The 15,798-nt window shown below is 69.7% G+C and carries 12 protein-coding genes; 3 read left to right on the forward strand and 9 right to left on the reverse strand.

Features of this window, described 5'->3' with window-relative positions; all coding sequences use genetic code 11:
• Nucleotides 1–2: 2 nt before the first annotated feature.
• The 3 genes from R3I40_RS00125 to R3I40_RS00135 are packed head-to-tail and all read right to left on the reverse strand — an operon-like array spanning nucleotide 3 to nucleotide 5,848.
• Nucleotides 3–1,328, reverse strand: a complete 1,326-nt coding sequence (locus R3I40_RS00125) for a M18 family aminopeptidase (protein ID WP_285262319.1) — start codon at nucleotides 1,326–1,328, stop codon at nucleotides 3–5.
• A gap of 34 nt (nucleotides 1,329–1,362) precedes the next feature.
• The gene (locus R3I40_RS00130; RefSeq protein ID WP_285262318.1) at nucleotides 1,363–3,339 is read right to left on the reverse strand and encodes a DUF6541 family protein; all 1,977 of its coding nucleotides are present in this window, start codon (nucleotides 3,337–3,339) and stop codon (nucleotides 1,363–1,365) included.
• A 43-nt stretch (nucleotides 3,340–3,382) separates the two neighbouring features.
• Nucleotides 3,383–5,848 (reverse strand): acyltransferase family protein, encoded by a 2,466-nt coding sequence (locus R3I40_RS00135; RefSeq protein ID WP_285262317.1) that lies wholly within the window; start codon nucleotides 5,846–5,848, stop codon nucleotides 3,383–3,385.
• A 59-nt stretch (nucleotides 5,849–5,907) separates the two neighbouring features.
• Between R3I40_RS00135 and tgt the strand changes: the two genes are divergently transcribed.
• Both tgt and R3I40_RS00145 read left to right on the forward strand, forming a co-directional pair.
• On the forward strand, nucleotides 5,908–7,158 hold the full coding sequence (gene tgt / locus R3I40_RS00140; RefSeq protein ID WP_317700031.1) for a tRNA guanosine(34) transglycosylase Tgt: 1,251 nt from the start codon (nucleotides 5,908–5,910) through the stop codon (nucleotides 7,156–7,158).
• 132 nt (nucleotides 7,159–7,290) lie between these two features.
• On the forward strand, nucleotides 7,291–10,368 hold the full coding sequence (locus tag R3I40_RS00145) for a glycoside hydrolase family 2 TIM barrel-domain containing protein (protein ID WP_317700032.1): 3,078 nt from the start codon (nucleotides 7,291–7,293) through the stop codon (nucleotides 10,366–10,368).
• 12 nt (nucleotides 10,369–10,380) lie between these two features.
• On the opposite strand, the gene R3I40_RS00150 is transcribed toward R3I40_RS00145, so the two are convergent.
• Entirely contained in the window at nucleotides 10,381–10,911 is a 531-nt protein-coding gene (locus R3I40_RS00150) for a hypothetical protein (RefSeq protein WP_183376124.1), read from the reverse strand.
• Nucleotides 10,912–11,023: 112 nt separating this feature from the next.
• On the opposite strand from R3I40_RS00150, the gene R3I40_RS00155 reads away from it, so the two are divergent.
• Nucleotides 11,024–12,511 (forward strand): DUF3375 domain-containing protein, encoded by a 1,488-nt coding sequence (locus R3I40_RS00155; protein ID WP_239375457.1) that lies wholly within the window; start codon nucleotides 11,024–11,026, stop codon nucleotides 12,509–12,511.
• Here R3I40_RS00155 and R3I40_RS00160 read toward each other — a convergent pair.
• Genes R3I40_RS00160 through R3I40_RS00180 form a run of 5 tightly spaced genes read right to left on the reverse strand, consistent with a single transcriptional unit; the run spans nucleotide 12,481 to nucleotide 15,670 of the window.
• The gene (locus tag R3I40_RS00160; RefSeq protein ID WP_285262315.1) at nucleotides 12,481–13,068 is read right to left on the reverse strand and encodes a hypothetical protein; all 588 of its coding nucleotides are present in this window, start codon (nucleotides 13,066–13,068) and stop codon (nucleotides 12,481–12,483) included. The genes R3I40_RS00155 and R3I40_RS00160 overlap by 31 nt on opposite strands.
• Entirely contained in the window at nucleotides 13,061–13,687 is a 627-nt protein-coding gene (locus tag R3I40_RS00165; RefSeq protein ID WP_285262314.1) for a hypothetical protein, read from the reverse strand. The genes R3I40_RS00160 and R3I40_RS00165 overlap by 8 nt, the downstream gene beginning before the upstream one ends.
• 33 nt (nucleotides 13,688–13,720) lie before the next feature.
• The gene (locus tag R3I40_RS00170; protein ID WP_285262313.1) at nucleotides 13,721–14,329 is read right to left on the reverse strand and encodes a hypothetical protein; all 609 of its coding nucleotides are present in this window, start codon (nucleotides 14,327–14,329) and stop codon (nucleotides 13,721–13,723) included.
• Between the two features lie 43 nt (nucleotides 14,330–14,372).
• A complete protein-coding gene (locus R3I40_RS00175) occupies nucleotides 14,373–15,005 on the reverse strand; it encodes a hypothetical protein (protein WP_285262312.1) in 633 nt (210 codons plus the stop codon).
• Nucleotides 15,006–15,049: 44 nt separating this feature from the next.
• Entirely contained in the window at nucleotides 15,050–15,670 is a 621-nt protein-coding gene (locus R3I40_RS00180) for a hypothetical protein (protein ID WP_239375462.1), read from the reverse strand.
• Nucleotides 15,671–15,798 lie beyond the last annotated feature (128 nt).

The following is a 15,798-nucleotide window of genomic DNA, read 5'->3' on the forward strand; positions in this document are numbered from 1 at the left end:
GCTCAGCGGGCGGATCGGATCGCCGTCTCAGTCAGCAGGGACTTCGCCGCCAGGAACAGGTCATGCGGGTCCGTCACCGCGGTCATCTCCCGCAGGGAGTGCATCGACAGGATCGGCACACCCACATCCACGGTGAGGAAGCCGAGACGGGTCGCGGTGATCGGGCCGATCGTCGAACCGCACGGCATCGCATTGTTCGAGACGAACTCCTGCGAGGTGACACCGGCGGAGGCGCACGCGGCCGCCCAAGCTGCGGCGCCGCGGCCATCGGTCGCATACCGCTGATTCGCGTTGAGCTTCAGGATGGGACCGCCGCCCGCGACCGGCAGGTTCGCCGGGTCGTGCCGCTCCGCATAGTTCGGGTGCACACTGTGGCCCACATCCGAGGACACCAGCAGGCTGTCCGCGAACGCCCGCCGGCGCGACGCCTCATCCCCGCCGAGCGCCAGGTGCAGGCGCACCAGCACGTCCTCCAGGAACGGACCGGCCGCACCCGACCGTGTCGCGGAGCCCACCTCCTCATGGTCGTTCGAGACGAACACGGCGATGTGGTCCGCAGGCTCAGCATCGATCATGGCACGCACACCCGCGTGCGTGGACAGCAGGTTGTCGAGGCGGCCCGAGGCGAACAGCTCCTCGCGGGCACCGATCACGGCGGGGGCCTGCGTGTCCGCGGTGACGATGTCGTACCCGGCGATGTCCGCCGGGTCCACCGGCGCCGCCTCACCCGTCACCGGGTCCTCGGCGAGTGCTGCCAGGTCGGCGAGCACATCGTGCTCGTCGGTGGCCAGTCCCGTGATCGGCTGCAGATGCCGCTGCGGATCCAGCTTCAGCCCCTCGGAGTTCACCTGGCGGTCCAGGTGGATCGCCAGCTGCGGGACCCGCAGGTACGCCCCGGTGCGGACGAGGCGCACGGTCCCGCCGGCCAGGACGATCCGGCCCGCCAGCGCCAGGTCGCGGTCGAGGAACGAGTTCAGCAGCGCCCCGCCGTACACCTCGACGCCGACCTGGGAGAACCCGGCGGCACTGGTGGAGGGCTTCGGCTTCAGCTTCAGCGACGGCGAATCCGTGTGTGCGCCGAAGATCGTCAGCGGCGTGGTGGGGCCGGCACCCGTCGGCACCGCGGCGGCGATGATCGAGCCGTCCCGCACCACGAAAACCCGCGCGCCCGGCTCGACCTGCCAGTCGTCCTCTTCGCGCAGTTCGGAGAAGCCGGCCTCCCGCAGGCGGCGAGCGGATTCGCGCACCGCGTGGTAGCTGGAGGGGGAGGCGGTCACGAACGCGGCGAGATCATCGACGAACTCGCGGGCGTCGGCGAGGCGGGGCATGGGGTGTCCTTTCGAGGGGGAGAAGGGCTTCCGTTCAGCGTACGCGACCGTCGGTGCCGCGGCAGGGCTTCATGCGAAGCAGCTTCGCGTCCCCCACCTGGTGCACCACTTCGGCGGCACCCGTCTCGGAGATCTCATTGAGGCCCGTGTAGGTGGCGCTGCCCTCTCCGATCTCCTCCGGCCCGAAGTCCAGGGCGTAGTCGACCCCGAGATCGTGCATCGCGTCGCACACCTTCGGGTCCTCCTGCGCGTCATCGAGCTTCGCGTTCAGCAGGTGCTGCTCACGCGGGGCGGAGAAGCTGACCGTGTAGTTGAGGACCTGTCGGTCGCCGATCGCATACGCCAGCGACGACCCGTTCAGCGCGTTCGTGGCGATGACCGCATCCTCCGGCACATAGGCGGGCAGGGAACGCATGAGGACCTTCTCGTCATCGCTGACGAGGCGACCCGGGCGCCACTGGTTGTGAGCGATCTCCACCACTCGCTCTGATGCCCACGACATCGAGCTGAGAGCACCCACAACAACGAGTCCGACCAGAACGATGCGCGGGCTCGCCCACTTCTCGGCAATGACCTCCGCGGCCAGGCCGATCGCGGGCAGTGCCACGACGAGCGGGATCGCCGCCATGCGCCACTGGTCGCTGTAGAACGGGCCGGTGACGTCGTAGCGCAGCGGCTGCTCGTTGACCGCCAGCGCCACGTAGAACACCCACGCCGCCGCCGCGAACGACACAACGAGGAAGGAGAAGCGGCCCCGGTGGGCCACCGCGGCGATCACCAAGCACACCAGGGTGAGACCGGCCAGCAGGATCTCCTGACGGACGTCTGGGAAACCGAGGGCGAAGATCTGCCGCAGCGCCTGCAGCGGCGTGGAGTCCGCCTTCCAGACCGCGGCGGAGGCCGCCGGGGGTCGCAGGGCGGTCCACACCCACCAGGCGAGCGTGCCCGCCAGTGCGAGCGCGACAGCGCTGAACACTGCCCATCCCCAGCGGCGACCGATCAGGTGATGAACCACGGTCCACGCGATCATCGGCACCAGCAGCAGGAAACCGGCGTGCACGCCCTGCGGGTGCGCCACCGCCACCGCGGCCGCTGCCAGTGCTGCCAGGGGAACCGCTACCAGGGGATGGACGTTCGTCCCAGTGCTGATCCTGACGGCGAGCGCCACGATCGCCACCAGTGCCGGCATGAGCGTCATCGCCAAGAGGAACGGCAGCAGGATCCCGAACACGCCGGGCCCGTACGGGAATCCCATGAACATGCCGGCGACCATGCCGGTGGCGAGCAGGCCGACGCGGCGCAGCCCCAGCACGTCCTTCGCAATGGCCAGCAGACCCAGGGGCCACACGATGCCGCTGACCACGAACATGAGGGCGTTCTGCGCCAGCCAGATCGGGGCGCTGAACATGATCACCGGCAGGGATGCGAGCTGATGCCACGCCGACGGGTAGTACGACGGCGGATGGTCCTTGATCGTCAACGACCCCACGTTCCAGGCGGAGGCGCTGCCCGTGTTCTCGATCCAGCGGATCGCATTCATATGGAAGATGTTGTCGTACGTCTGGCTGATCTCCACCGGTGTGCCCATCAGCAAGCAGAACGTCCAGGTGGTCACCACTGCGGCGATCGCGAGCGCGACCGGCACGGCGGGGTCATGGCGGCGCAGAACACGAGTCGCGCCGCGGGATCTGCTCGACGCTCGGTGGCCTCCGTCGGCGTTCTGCACGGCCCGCTCACTGGCACGTCGGCGGCGCAGACGCACCGGCAGCATCGCCAGCGCCGTCACCGCGACGAACAGCAGGGTCACCGCCAGCACCGGCAGCGGCGACCAGCTCACGCCCAGTCGCGCTGCACTCTCCGCAGCGACGAACACGATCACCACGGACACGGGAGCGGCAAGCGCGGTGCGAGATGTCCAACTCAGCGGCAGCTGCCAGGTGATGGCGCTGCCGGGCAGGAACAGGACCGCGATGGCGGTCAGCGCCGAGGCGAACAGGTACAGATAGTCCACGAATTGTCCTTGTGCGGGGGCCGGGGAGCGGCGGTTCCCACCATTATGGGGTCACCAACAGGTCGGGGTAGGACTCGGCGATGACCTCCAGCATCCGAGGCTGCATCGCTGTGGCGAACACCTTCGAGACATGGTTGGAGTCCATGAACACCGCGGTGTTGCCCTGGACGGGCACGCACTGGCCCGACGGGCAGATCTCGGGAGTGAGATCGGCCGTCACCACGCGGCCGGGCCCGGGGGCAGCCGACGCTGTCAGCACCTGCGGGTCGACGAGGGACAGCACAGAGGCAGCGGGGACCCCGCACTGGGCGTTCGCGTCCGCTCCTGTGCCGTCGTTCTCCAGGACCTTCTCCGCGCACGTGTACATGTTCTGGGAGAACCGGGGGTTGTCACGAATGGTGAGAACGTCGATTCCGCGCGCGGTGAGTTCGGCGGTGCCGGAGGCCATACCAGCCAGCGCGACGTCTCGGTTGCGGCCGAGGTCCACGGCTGACCCGTTGATGACGACCAGATCAGGCTTCAGCGCAGTCGCCTGGTCGATCACCCAATCGCGGTAGCCGGCGCAGCGGTCCTCCGGGTTGGGGGCGTCGGCGAAGGGGCAGGCGTCCATGTGCATGCTGATGATCTGCCAGTTGCCCTTCTCGGCGGCGGATTCCATCGCCGGAATCCACTGGCGGGCGTGAGAGGACCCGGCCACGAGCACCAGGTGGTCGTAGTCGGCGTCGGCGGGCAGGCGCATGTCGCAGTGCTGGCCGGGGAACGCTGCAGGGGCACCGGGACCGGAGCAGCGGTACCGCTGGGCTGGCCACTGGCTGTCGAGCTGATGCCCCGCAGGCACGAGGTCACCGGCGCGCACGTCGGCCGGCTCGGGTGCCTTCTGCTTCTCCTGAACACCGGAGGTGGGGCCGATGGCGGCGGTCCTCTCCGCTTCGGTGGACAGCTGGTAGCGCCAGCCGAACGCGCCGCCGGCCACGAGCGCGAGGCACAGGCCGATGACGGCGAGGGACCGGCCCGTGGGGGCGGCCTTCCAGCGGGGGTGGCGGAACTGCGAGTCCACCAGGCGGGTCAGCGCCCAGGAGATGAGCAGGGAGACCGCGATGATCGCGAACCCGTCGGCCAGGCCCGCGCGGGGCTTGTCGAGCACATGCAGGGTGAGCACGAGGATCGGCCAGTGCACCAGGTACATCGCGTAGGAGATGGAGGCGAGCGAGCGCGGCAGTCGCATGGTGAGGATGCGGTCGAAGCCCCAGCGGGTGCCGGAGTGGCCCGCGGCGATGATGAGCGCGGCGGCGGTGATCGGCCAGATCGCGATCCAGCCGGGGAACTGGCCCTGCACATCGAGCACGATGCCGGTGGAGACCAGCAGGCCGAATCCGACCCAGCCGGCGAGGCCGCGCAGCACGGCGGAGCCGGGGCGGGAGCCGGAACCGGGGCGTTCGGCGCGGGTGGCGCGGTCGATGCGGGGCAGCAGCAGCGCCAGCAGGGTGCCGGCGGCGACCTCCCACAGGCGCGCCTGGGTCGAGAAGTACGCGGCGGTCTGCTCGGTGGCGGTGAGGTGGACGGAGTAGGCGAGGGAGGCGGCGAACAGGGCGCCGAACAGGGCGAACGCGAACGCCTTCGGCTTCGCGCCCGGCCGGCGGGACACCAGCGCCACCAGACCGAACAGCAGCGGCCACAGCAGGAACACCTGCCCCTGCAGGCTGAGGGACCAGAAGTGCTGCAGCGGGGAGGCGACCGAGATGTCCTGGGCGTAGTAGTCGACTGCTTCGCTGCTCAGCAGGATGTTCTGCCAGTAGGTGGCGGAGGCGAGCGCCTGCGTGATCATCGGCTGCCAGGCCGACGGCGGCAGCAGGAACCGGGTCGCGATCAGCACCGCGAGGATCACGATCACCGCGGGCGGCATCAGACGGGTGAAGGTGCGCAGCCAGGTGCGGATGGGGTTGCCGAGGGACCCGGTGCGCAGCCGCCGCCCGAACGACGCGGACAGCAGGAACGCGGAGATGAACAGGAACACGTCCACACCGCCGGAGACCCGCCCGAACCACACATGGAAGACGACGATCAGCGCGACCGCAACGGTGCGCAGGCCCTCGATCTCGGGCCGGAAGTGGGAGGTTCGGCGGCGGGCCGACGGGGGCCGCAGGTCGTCAGGGTCCGCAACGGGGCCGGAGCGCCATAGGTCGATGGAGGTGCTGCCCGGTGCGGCGCCGGCGGCGGGACCGCCCAGGGCGGGGTCGTCGGCGTCGGTGGGGGAGGAGGCGTCGGGGCCGACGGAGCCGCGCTCGAGCGCGTCCCAGTCGGGGAAGTCGTCGCGGGCGTCGTCGTCCAGCCAGGCGGGGGAGGCGTCCCAGGGGGAGTCGTCGCCCCCGGATCCCCAGGCCGCGAAGTCCTCGAAGTCGTCCTCGACGGGGTCCTGGGTCCAGTGGAAGTCCTCGCCGGCGGGTTCACCGGAGCGCGAGGGCTCCTGGAGGAAGTCCTCGAGGCTGAACACGGGGCCGCGATTCGACATCGAGCCGAGTGTAGTCGGCCCTTGACGGGGATGTGAGGCACTCGTGGGAAACTTCATGCATGCCTCGAACCACGTCCTTCTCCCTCGGCACCCGTGCCGCAGATTCCCGCGCCCGCACCGGTGTCATCTCCACCCCGCACGGCGACATCGCCACGCCTGCGTTCATCCCCGTCGGCACGAAGGCGACGGTGAAGGCGGTGCTGCCGGAATCCGTGGCGCAGCTCGGCGCCCAGGCGGTGCTCGCCAACGCCTACCACCTGTACCTCCAGCCCGGCCACAACCTCATCGACGAGTCCGGTGGCCTCGGCCGCTTCATGAACTGGCCCGGCCCCACCTACACCGATTCCGGCGGCTTCCAGGTGATGAGCCTCGGCGCCGGGTTCAAGAAGGTGCTCAGCGAATCGTTCTCCGGCAATCAGCGGGCCACCACCCCGTCGGGCCGCGATGATGACGTGGAGGCCGGCAAGGACCGCCTCGCCCACGTCGATGACGACGGTGTGGACTTCCGCTCCTTCATCGACGGCTCTCAGCACCGCTTCACCCCCGAAGTGTCGATGCAGATCCAGCACGGTCTCGGCGCGGACATCATGTTCGCGTTCGATGAGCTGACCACCCTGATGAACTCCCGCCGCTACCAGGAGGAGGCGCTGGAGCGCACCCGCCTGTGGGCCCAGCGGTGCCTGGCGGAGCACGCCCGCCTCACCGAGGAGCGGCAGCACAAGCCCTACCAGCAGCTGTGGGGCGTCATCCAGGGCGCCCAGTACGAGGACCTGCGGCGCAAGGCCGCCCGCGACCTCGGGTCGATGGAGGTGGACGGCTGGAGCTTCGACGGTTTCGGCATCGGCGGTGCGCTGGAGAAGGAGAACCTCGGCACGATCGTCGGCTGGGTGACGGACGAACTGCCCGACGAGAGGCCCCGCCACCTGCTGGGCATCTCCGAAGTGGACGACCTGTTCGTCGCGATCGCCGCCGGCGCGGACACCTTCGACTGCGTGTCCCCGTCGCGCGTGGCCCGCAACTCCGCGGTGTACACCCGCACCGGCCGGGTCAACCTGACGGGAGCGAAGTACCGCCGTCAGTTCTCTCCGATCGACGACACCTGCGACTGCTACACCTGCCAGAACTACACCGCCGCCTACGTCCACCATCTGTTCCGCGCGAAGGAGATGCTGTCCTCCACCCTGTGCACCATCCACAACGAACGATTCGTGGTGCGGCTGGTCGACGAGATCCGCGAGTCCATCACGAACGGCACGTTCGCCGAGCTGCGGGAGGAGCGCACCGGCCAGTACTACGGCGAGGTGCGGTAGCGACCCGTCAGCGGCGCCGTCGGCGGTCGCCGCCGGCGGCGATCCGGACATCGCCCAGCTGGAACTGAAGATCCTGCCGAGTTCGCTGTTGGAGGCGGCGGCCTGACCGACGGTGCTGTGAAGGAGTGACCCGTGTCGACACTGCCGATTCCTGACATCCACACTGGTGAGGGCCGCCTCGCGCCCCGCGCGTGGCTGCGGTCGGACGCCCCCGAGCTGTCCCTCGACGGCGACTGGGCCTTCCGCTTCGCCCCGGACGGGGAGCGGTTCGGGGAGAAGACCAGCATCCGGGTGCCCGGCATGTGGCAGCTGCAGGGCCACGGCGCCCCGCAGTACACGAACTTCATCTACCCGTTCCCGCTCGATGTCCCGCATGTCCCGTCGGAGAACCCGACGGGGGACTATCTGCGCACGTTCGAGCTGTCCGCCGAGTGGGGGAGCGCCCTGGCCGACGGCGCCCGCGTGTTCCTCCGTTTCGACGGCGTGGACTCGCACGGGCAGGTCGAGGTGAACGGGACGCGGCTCGGGGCGACGGCGGGGTCGCGCCTCACCCAGGAGTTCGACGTCACCGAGGCTCTCACCTCGGGTGAGAACAGTCTGCGGGTGCTGGTGCGGCAGTGGTCCGCCAATTCGTACGTGGAGGACCAGGACATGTTCTGGCTCTCCGGCATCTTCCGGTCGGTGACGCTGCTGCTGCGGCCTGCCGGCGGCCTGCACAACCTCACGGTCAGCACCGACTTCGACGCCGCCGCCGGGACCGGTTCGCTGAGCATCCGGCCCGATCTCCTCACGGCCTCCGTCGGCACCGTGATCTCCGGCCTGGAGGAGCATGAGGCGGCGCAGCAGGTGCCGCCGGAGCGGATCGAGCTGGTGATCGAGGAGCTCGGCATCCGACGCGTGCTGACCGCCGGAGAGACCACGACGGTGGATATGGGCAACGTGGAGCCGTGGAGCGCGGAGACTCCGCGCCTGTACGATGCGCTGGTCCGCACCCCGAGTGAGTGCGTGTCGGTCCGGCTCGGCTTCCGCCGAGTGGAGCGCGTAGGGGAGAGGATCCTCGTCAACGGACAGCGCGTCGTGTTCCGCGGGGTGAACCGCCATGAGGTGGATGCCGTGACCGGGCGGACGCAGAACCCGGCGAATGAGGACCGCGACCTGGAGCTGATGAAGCAGCACAATGTGAACGCGGTCCGCACCTCCCACTACCCGCCGCATCCGCGCTTCATCGAGCGGTGCGACGAGCTGGGGATGTATGTGATCTGCGAAGGCGACTTCGAAGCGCACGGCTTCCACCTGGACCGCACCGAGTCCGATGACCGCGGCACGCAGCGTCGACCGGCGAACGATCCGCGGTTCGAGAAGACGCTCGTGGAGCGGACGCGCCGGTTCCTGCACCGCGACAAGAACCATGCCTCGATCATCATGTGGTCGATCGGCAATGAGTCCTCCACCGGCACCGTGACGGATGCGATGTGCGCGGCGGTGCGGGAGATGGACGACGGTCGTCTGCTCATCTATGAGCAGGACTATCTGGGGCGCACCGTGGATGTGCATTCGCTGATGTACCCGGATCATCGCCGCAGTGAGGCGATCGGCGCCCGAAACATCGATGACGACCTCGCGGACCTGCTGATGCGCCTGTGCCTGGATGCCGGGGTCGATGCCGATATGGACACGGTGCGGTCGGCGCGGGCGTGGAGCCTGCCCTTCCTGTGGATCGAATACGCCCACGCGATGGGGAACGGCGCGGGTGCGCTGAAGGAGTACTGGGATCTGGTGTGGCGCTATGAGGCGCTGCACGGCGGGTTCATCTGGGAGTGGATCGACCACGCCCTGCTCACCACGACCGCGGACGGCACCGAGGTCTACGGCTACGGCGGCGACTTCGGGGAGCGCATCCACGACGGCAACTTCGTGGCCGACGGCCTCGTCCTCCCGGACCGCACGCCGTCGCCGGCGCTGCTGGACATGAAGCAGGTGTACGCACCCATCGCGTTCGGTTTCGAAGGCGCGGACGGGTCCGTGCAGTTGCGCATCCGCAACCAGTACGCGTTCCTCAGCACCGATCATCTGCGCGTCGAGCTCTCGATCGATGAGCAGCGCACGTGGTCGGAGCTGGAGATGGAGCCGGTCCCGGCGGGCGGGGACGCCCTCGTGCCGGTGCCGAACGGTGAGGTGCTGACGGTGCGGGCGGTTCTGCGTGACGCTGATGCGGTCCTGCCGCGGGCGCTGCCGGCTGGGCACGTCGTCTCGATCGCGGACCGTGTGGCTCTGCGGGCCCCGTCGGCCCCTGCCGCGCCTTCCAGCACCGGCACCGCACCCAGCGCACCCGCCGCGGGCGCCTGCTCCGCCTCGGACGCGTCCCCTGCGCTCCCGGAGGAGGCGGCCGACGGCACCTGGCGCCTCGGCCCGGCGCGGTTCGACCGCCACGGGTCCCTCGAGCGTCTGGGGGACCTGCCCGTCACGTGGGCGGGTGTGGACCTCACGCGCGCCCCTGTGGACAACGAACGCGCCTTCACCTGGACCGGTCTGGAGACCCGCTGGCGGGCTGTCTGCCTGGACGTCGCACAGCTGCGACTGGCGTCGGCGGAGGCGGACGGTGCATCGCTGCGGTTCGCCAAGCGGCTCGGTCTGCCGGGCACCGGCATCGGTGCGGACATCCGCGAAACGTGGACGGCCGACAGCGGCGGCGTCCACGTCGCCGTCGATGTGGAGTTCGACGGGTGGCCGGATGACCTGCCGGTTCCGCGCATCGGCTACACGCTCGCGATCGACGCTGCCCCCGCTGCCGGCGACGACGCCGTCACCTACCGCGGCTACGGGCCGTTCGAGCGCTACCCGGATACCGGCAGCGGCACCACGTTCGCCACCTGGAGGCGGTCGATCGCGCAGATGAGCACGCCGTACGTGTTCCCGCAGGAGAACGGCAACCGTCACGGTGTGCGGTCCGCGCAGATCCGCACCGCTGCGGGGGTCCTAGGGCTGCGCACCGACAGCGGCCTGGGTCTGGCGGTGCGGCCCTGGTCCTCAGCGGAGCTGGACCGTGCCCAGCACGACGGGGAGCTGCGGCCCGACGGCCGGACGTGGGTGACGCTGTCGGCGGCTCTGCACGGCGTCGGCTCCGCGGCCTGCGGACCGGGTCCGTTGGATCAGCACCTTCTGATGGCGCGCCCGGCGTCGTTCGGCTTCGCACTGAGCCCTGAGCATTGAGCCCGCCCGGTGTCACCTCTTCGCGGTGGTGAACGCGATGATCGAGCTGATGACGCTGAGCAGTGTGAGCAACGGCGACACGATCATCACTCCGATCACGCCGAGGCCGATCAGGCCCATCTGATCGTCGGTGAGGGTGCTGTTGTTGACGCCGACTGCGATCACAGCCGCCAGCAGCAGGACCACGCCGGCGGCGGCGAGGATCACCAGCAGGGCCGCCGTGAGGGAGAAGAAGCGGGAGGCGCCGCCGTGCCGGATCGCGGCGATCAGGCTTCCGATCACGGTGAGGAACGCGAAGCCGCCGTTGATGGCGAGAAGCACGAGGAAGAACGCGCCGAACACCGCGGACGAGTCCTCGCTGCTGCTGACCCCGCTCATCACCAGCATGCCGGCGGCGATGCCGCCACCGGCGAGGGTGATGAGGTTGAGGATCAGCGCGGTGAGGAGGCTGGTGCGGCTGACCGGCTGGACGGGAGTCCAGGCGGGAGCACCGAAGCCGGCAGGTGCGGCGCTGCAGCCGACGGGGGCGGGGTAGGCGGTCATGGTGGAACCTCTGCTTCCAGGTAACGGGGTCGTGGATGTCTTCGACCGTAATCGCCGTCCGCCAGGGCCGCGAGGGGCACTGGTGCCCGGGCCGATTGATACCCTGGGGCGCGTGAAGCACCAGGGAGCACCGGGCGCGCAGCGCCTCACAGCCGGTGAGCGCAAGTCCGCCTACGAGAAGCTGCGCCGCATGTCGACGTGGCGCCTGCTGAGCGCCCACAAAGCACCTGCTGTGCTGGCGATCCTGCAGTCCGTGTTCCCCGCCGGTGACCGGCGCCTGGAGCGCAGTGAGATGGTGGCGCGGGTCAACACGCACCTCGGCCTGCTGCACGACGACGATGAGCAGCGCACCACCGCCGGCGACTACGTGGACTCGTGGGTGCGCGAGGGCTACCTGACGCGCCGCGACGATCCCCATTCGGTGGAGACCACGTTCGAGCCGTCGCCCGCCACGGTGGACGCCGTCCAGTTCATCGCGTCCCTGGAGGAGCACAACCCGACCACAACGGAGTCCCGCCTCACCCTGGTGCTGCAGCAGTTCGAACGCCTCGCCCAGGAGACGGAGACGGACCGTGACGTGCGCCTGCGGGACCTGCAGCAGCGCCGGGAGGACATCGAGCGGGAGATCCGGGAGCTGTCCGAAGGGGAGCTGATGCTGCCCAGCCAGGACACGTCTGTGGACCGCCTGAAGGACATCCTGCTGATCGCCGACCGCCTCTCCGGCGACTTCCTGCAGTACCGAGAGGACCTGCGGGCTGTGGACCTGCATCTGCGTGAGCAGATCCTCTCGCCCGAGGGCTCCCGCGGTGAGATCCTCGAACAGCTCCTCGCCGGGGACGACCTCCTCGGCCAGTCCACGGTGGGGCGCACCTTCACCGCTTTCTTCCGCCTGCTGAACGACCCGCGGCAGAACGAGCAGGCGCAGGACGTGGTGGACCGGCTGCTCTCCCGCGAGTTCGCGAAGAAGCTGACCCGCGCGGAGCGGGAGAAGCTCGCGAACGTATTCAGCGACCTGTACGAGCCGGCGCAGGAAGTGCTCGATGTGAAGACGGAGCTGTACCGGTCCCTGGCACGGTTCGTCCGCTCCCAGGACTTCCGCCAGCACCGGGTCCTGCTGGACCTGCTGCAGGAGGCTCAGGGCATCGCCCTGGCGCAGAAGGACGAGGTGCCGCCGAAGTCGCCGTTCCCGATGGAGCTGGACCTCACCCGCATCCAGGTGACGAGCGTGGCCCAGCATGTTCTGAAGGACCCGTCGGACCCGGGCCTGCCCGCCGAAGCGGTGGTGCACGACGCCACCATGCTCAGCCCGGAGGCCCTCGAGGACCTCGTGCAGACCAACGACATCGACCTGGCCGGCCTCACCGCCCGCGTCAACGACACCGTCGCGGCCCGCGGGCAGGCGACGGTCGGCTCCCTCGTCCGCGACGGCGCCGCCACCCAGGGTCTGGCGTCCGTGGTGGGCCTGATGCTGCTGGCCACGCAGTACGCCTCGAAGCGTGAAGGCGATGCGGAGCTGATCCAGTGGGTGGAGCCGGGCGATGTGCCGTACGCGGCGAAGATCCCCGCGTTCTACTTCCTGGAGGCCCTGCCGGACGCCTGAGCGCCCGCGTTCGCGGACCCCGCCGGCGCCGGCCCTGAGCGCTCTGCTTGCGCGTGCCGGACGGCGATCCAGCTGAGCACCGCGGAGGCGATCGGCAGAACAGTCAGCAGCAGCACCAGCGCCAGCACATCTGCCCACCATTGAGGCGACGCGGCGTCGGAAAGCGTGGTGCTCGGACCCCCAGCCAGGGCGAACCAGGCGGCGAGACCGACGACGGCGAGGAGCAGGGCTGCGCCGCCGGCACCGGCGTATGCGCGCACCCGTCGGCCCCCGAACACCAGCAGCACCGCGTCCGCAGCCAGGGTCACCAGAGCCGTCGCCGTGACCACGAGCAGGCCCACGACCATGGCGAACAGCAGGCGCCCCAGCCACTCGGTCCCGTCCAGCCCCTGCCGGTCCGCTACGGGGATGAGCAGCGCTGACACGGCGAAGGCAGCGGTGGTGAGCGTCGCCGTGATCGTGGCGCAGACGGCCCCCGTCAGCTCCGCAGCCCGGTGACGGCGAGAACCCGCCGAGATCCCCGAGAGCGGAGCCGACGGGTTCTGCACCTCAGGCACGGGCACTCTCAGCGGGCCGGGCCGGGGCGGCGGGGGTGCTGGTCGGCAGTGCCCGCCCGGCGGTGACGTCCCGGCGAGCGGCACGAGCAGCCAGCGCATTGGCCGCCGCCGCCAGGAACAGCGGCAGGGCGATGAACAGGAGCCTCGCCAGAATGAAGCCGATGACCATCCCGAGTCGCTCCGCCTCGCTGGCTCCCGGCCCTGGGAGAGAGGTGCCCTCGCCGTCGATGTCCGCGACCAGTCTGCCGAGGTTGACCAGACCGCTGAACAGGACGAGGACCAGCGATGCAGCCGCCCAGGCTCGCACCCTGCCCGGGCCGCGCACCAGCAGCACGACGTCCAGAGCAACGACAGTCAGTCCCGTCAGGAGCCCGAGCAGGACGAACAGAACGGCTGTGATGACCAGCACCGTCGGAACGACCTCGTTCGGATCCCGCATAACAGGGGAGAGCCCCGCCGCCACCACCGGCAGGATCGATCGGTACACGGTGACGCACACCGCGGTGACGACCGCGGCGATCAGGGCGATGCGGGCGAGCACCTGCGTGGTGCGGGCGCGTCTGATGACCGCCCCGGCGTTGGCCGGTGCCAGCGGGTCAGCGGGAACAGCGGTGGACATGGCTCTTCGCGACGTTCACGGACGGCACGGGGATCAGTGCGCGGCGGACCGCAGGCCGGTTTCGGCGGACCGGTACGAGGACCAGGCGCCGAATGTGCCGATCGCCTTGACGATGATCGTGAGCACCGACATGACCAGGGCCGCAACAGCGACGGTGGTGAAGCTGACCGCACCCGCTGCGGCGACGGTGAGTGCACCGATGATGAGGCCGACCACGACGATCACCGCGAGGTTCACCAGCTGCATGGCGCCGCAGATGATGGCGCCCCTGCGGATCTGACCGGAGCCCTTCACAGCGACGATGATCGCGAGGACGAACGTGATGAGGGCGACCACGATGAACACCAGGCCGACGGCGCCGCTGGCGACGTCCGCGCCGGACAGGGAGGCGGCGTCACGGGGGCTGGGATCGCCCGAGAAGTTCTGCGCCGTCTCGATGATCGTGGAGACGAGCGTGTACATCAGGCCGAGCCCGCTGAGAACCAGCAGGACGAACGAGAGAGTGCGCAGGGTCTTCAGCTCGCTGGTGGCCGGCTCGGAGCCGTACAGACCGCCGTGCGGGGCCCCGGCCGGCTGAGCGGTCGGGCCCGGTCGGCCGGACGGATCAGGCTGGTTCGGCTGCTGCTGGGGTGCGGAGGACATGGGTTTCCTTTCGTCGAGTGGAGGGGTGGGTGTGCGGGGCGGCTCAGAGGGAGCCGGCCCGGACCGCCTCGTGAGCGGACTTCGCGGAGATGATCGCGGCAACGGTGCCGACGGTCTTGATGAGCAGGACGAGCAGACCGCCGATGAGGGCGACGATGCCGAGGGCGACGCCCCCGCCGGAGGAAGCGGACGAGGCGACGATGATGCCGATGATCATGCCGGCCACGAAGGAGACGATGAGGTTCACCGGAAGCAGGGCCCCACAGATGATCGCACCGGTGCGGGTCCGCCCCCGCCCCATGATCGCCACGATGATCGCAAGGACGAACACGAGGATGGAGATGCCGCCGAACAGCAGGCCGATGAGGCCGCTGGCAACGCTGGCACCGGTGACATCGGTCGAAGCGGCATCGGTGCTGACAGCGCCGCTGATGAACCCGGAGATCATCGAGATGACCTGGTAGAGCAGGCCGAGCAGGCTCAGCGCCGCCATCACGATCGCCAGGATGCGGACCACGCCCGCGTTCGGGTTCGAGGGCTGCATGCCGAACTGCTGGCCGCCGTACTGCTGATTGCCGAACTGCTGGCCCCCGAAGGGCTGGTTGCCGGACGGCTGGCCGCCGAAGGGCTGGTTGCCGGACGGCTGGCTGGGCTGGAACTGCGGTGTGGAGGACATGGAGTGTTTCCTTTCGTCGAGTGGAGGGGGGTGTGCGGGGCGTCTCAGAGCCGGGGTCCCGGTGCGCCGGCGGACAGGGGGTCGGTGGTCTCATCCAGCTGGTCCGATGCCGATGACCATGACGTCCAGCAGCCCCACGCGGCGGTGCCCCACAGCACGGTGGCGCCGGCATGGAACAGGACCCGGGTGATCAGCAGCCAGGTGGGGGCGGAGCCGAAGCCGTACGTCGTGGAGTCGGCGGCGCTCGCGATCAGCACGACGTACTCCAGGGTGTACATCCCAAGCCACAGCATCGGGATCACGCAGATGGCGCCGCCGGCGATCGCACCACCTGTCACCACAGCCCTGCGGCCCATCGCCATCAGCAGGATCACCAGGACGACGAGGACGCTGATCACCGGCCAGATCGCAAACCACAGCAGGAGACCGGCGAGCTGCCAGCGACCGTCGGCACCGAAGAACGCGTTCTGCGGCACAAGGTGGGTCAGAGCGATGACGGTGCGCAGCACCCCGTACAGCACCATGAGGACGGAGCAGACCAGAGCCGCGATAGCGATCCCGCGCACCCGCAGAAGCCGTCGGCGGGGATCCACCTGGGCCGTGGCCCGCAGAGCCCCCTGGCCCGACAGCTGCGGGCCGTGGGCGTGCGGAGGCTGGATGCTCACGACGAGTCCTTCCGGGGCTCAGCGGCGGAGATGGGTGACGGACAGAACACTACGGGGCCCCGGGGGCGATCGTCCACGCAGGGAGCCGCGATCTGATGGGGATCTCTGTCCCCGACCGGTACGCTGGA

This window comes from Helcobacillus massiliensis (assembly GCF_033106145.1).
Lineage (GTDB): Bacteria > Actinomycetota > Actinomycetes > Actinomycetales > Dermabacteraceae > Helcobacillus > Helcobacillus massiliensis.

Excerpts from the sequence above, each read along its gene's own strand:
- R3I40_RS00125 (WP_285262319.1), bottom strand. The coding sequence starts at position 1,328 with ATGCCCCGCCTCGCCGACGCCCGCGAGTTCGTCGATGATCTCGCCGCG.
- R3I40_RS00175 (WP_285262312.1), bottom strand. The coding sequence starts at position 15,005 with ATGTCCTCCACACCGCAGTTCCAGCCCAGCCAGCCGTCCGGCAACCAG.
- R3I40_RS00170 (WP_285262313.1), bottom strand. The coding sequence starts at position 14,329 with ATGTCCTCCGCACCCCAGCAGCAGCCGAACCAGCCTGATCCGTCCGGC.
- R3I40_RS00150 (WP_183376124.1), bottom strand. The coding sequence starts at position 10,911 with ATGACCGCCTACCCCGCCCCCGTCGGCTGCAGCGCCGCACCTGCCGGC.
- R3I40_RS00135 (WP_285262317.1), bottom strand. The coding sequence starts at position 5,848 with ATGTCGAATCGCGGCCCCGTGTTCAGCCTCGAGGACTTCCTCCAGGAG.
- R3I40_RS00165 (WP_285262314.1), bottom strand. The coding sequence starts at position 13,687 with ATGTCCACCGCTGTTCCCGCTGACCCGCTGGCACCGGCCAACGCCGGG.
- tgt (WP_317700031.1), top strand. The coding sequence starts at position 5,908 with ATGCCTCGAACCACGTCCTTCTCCCTCGGCACCCGTGCCGCAGATTCC.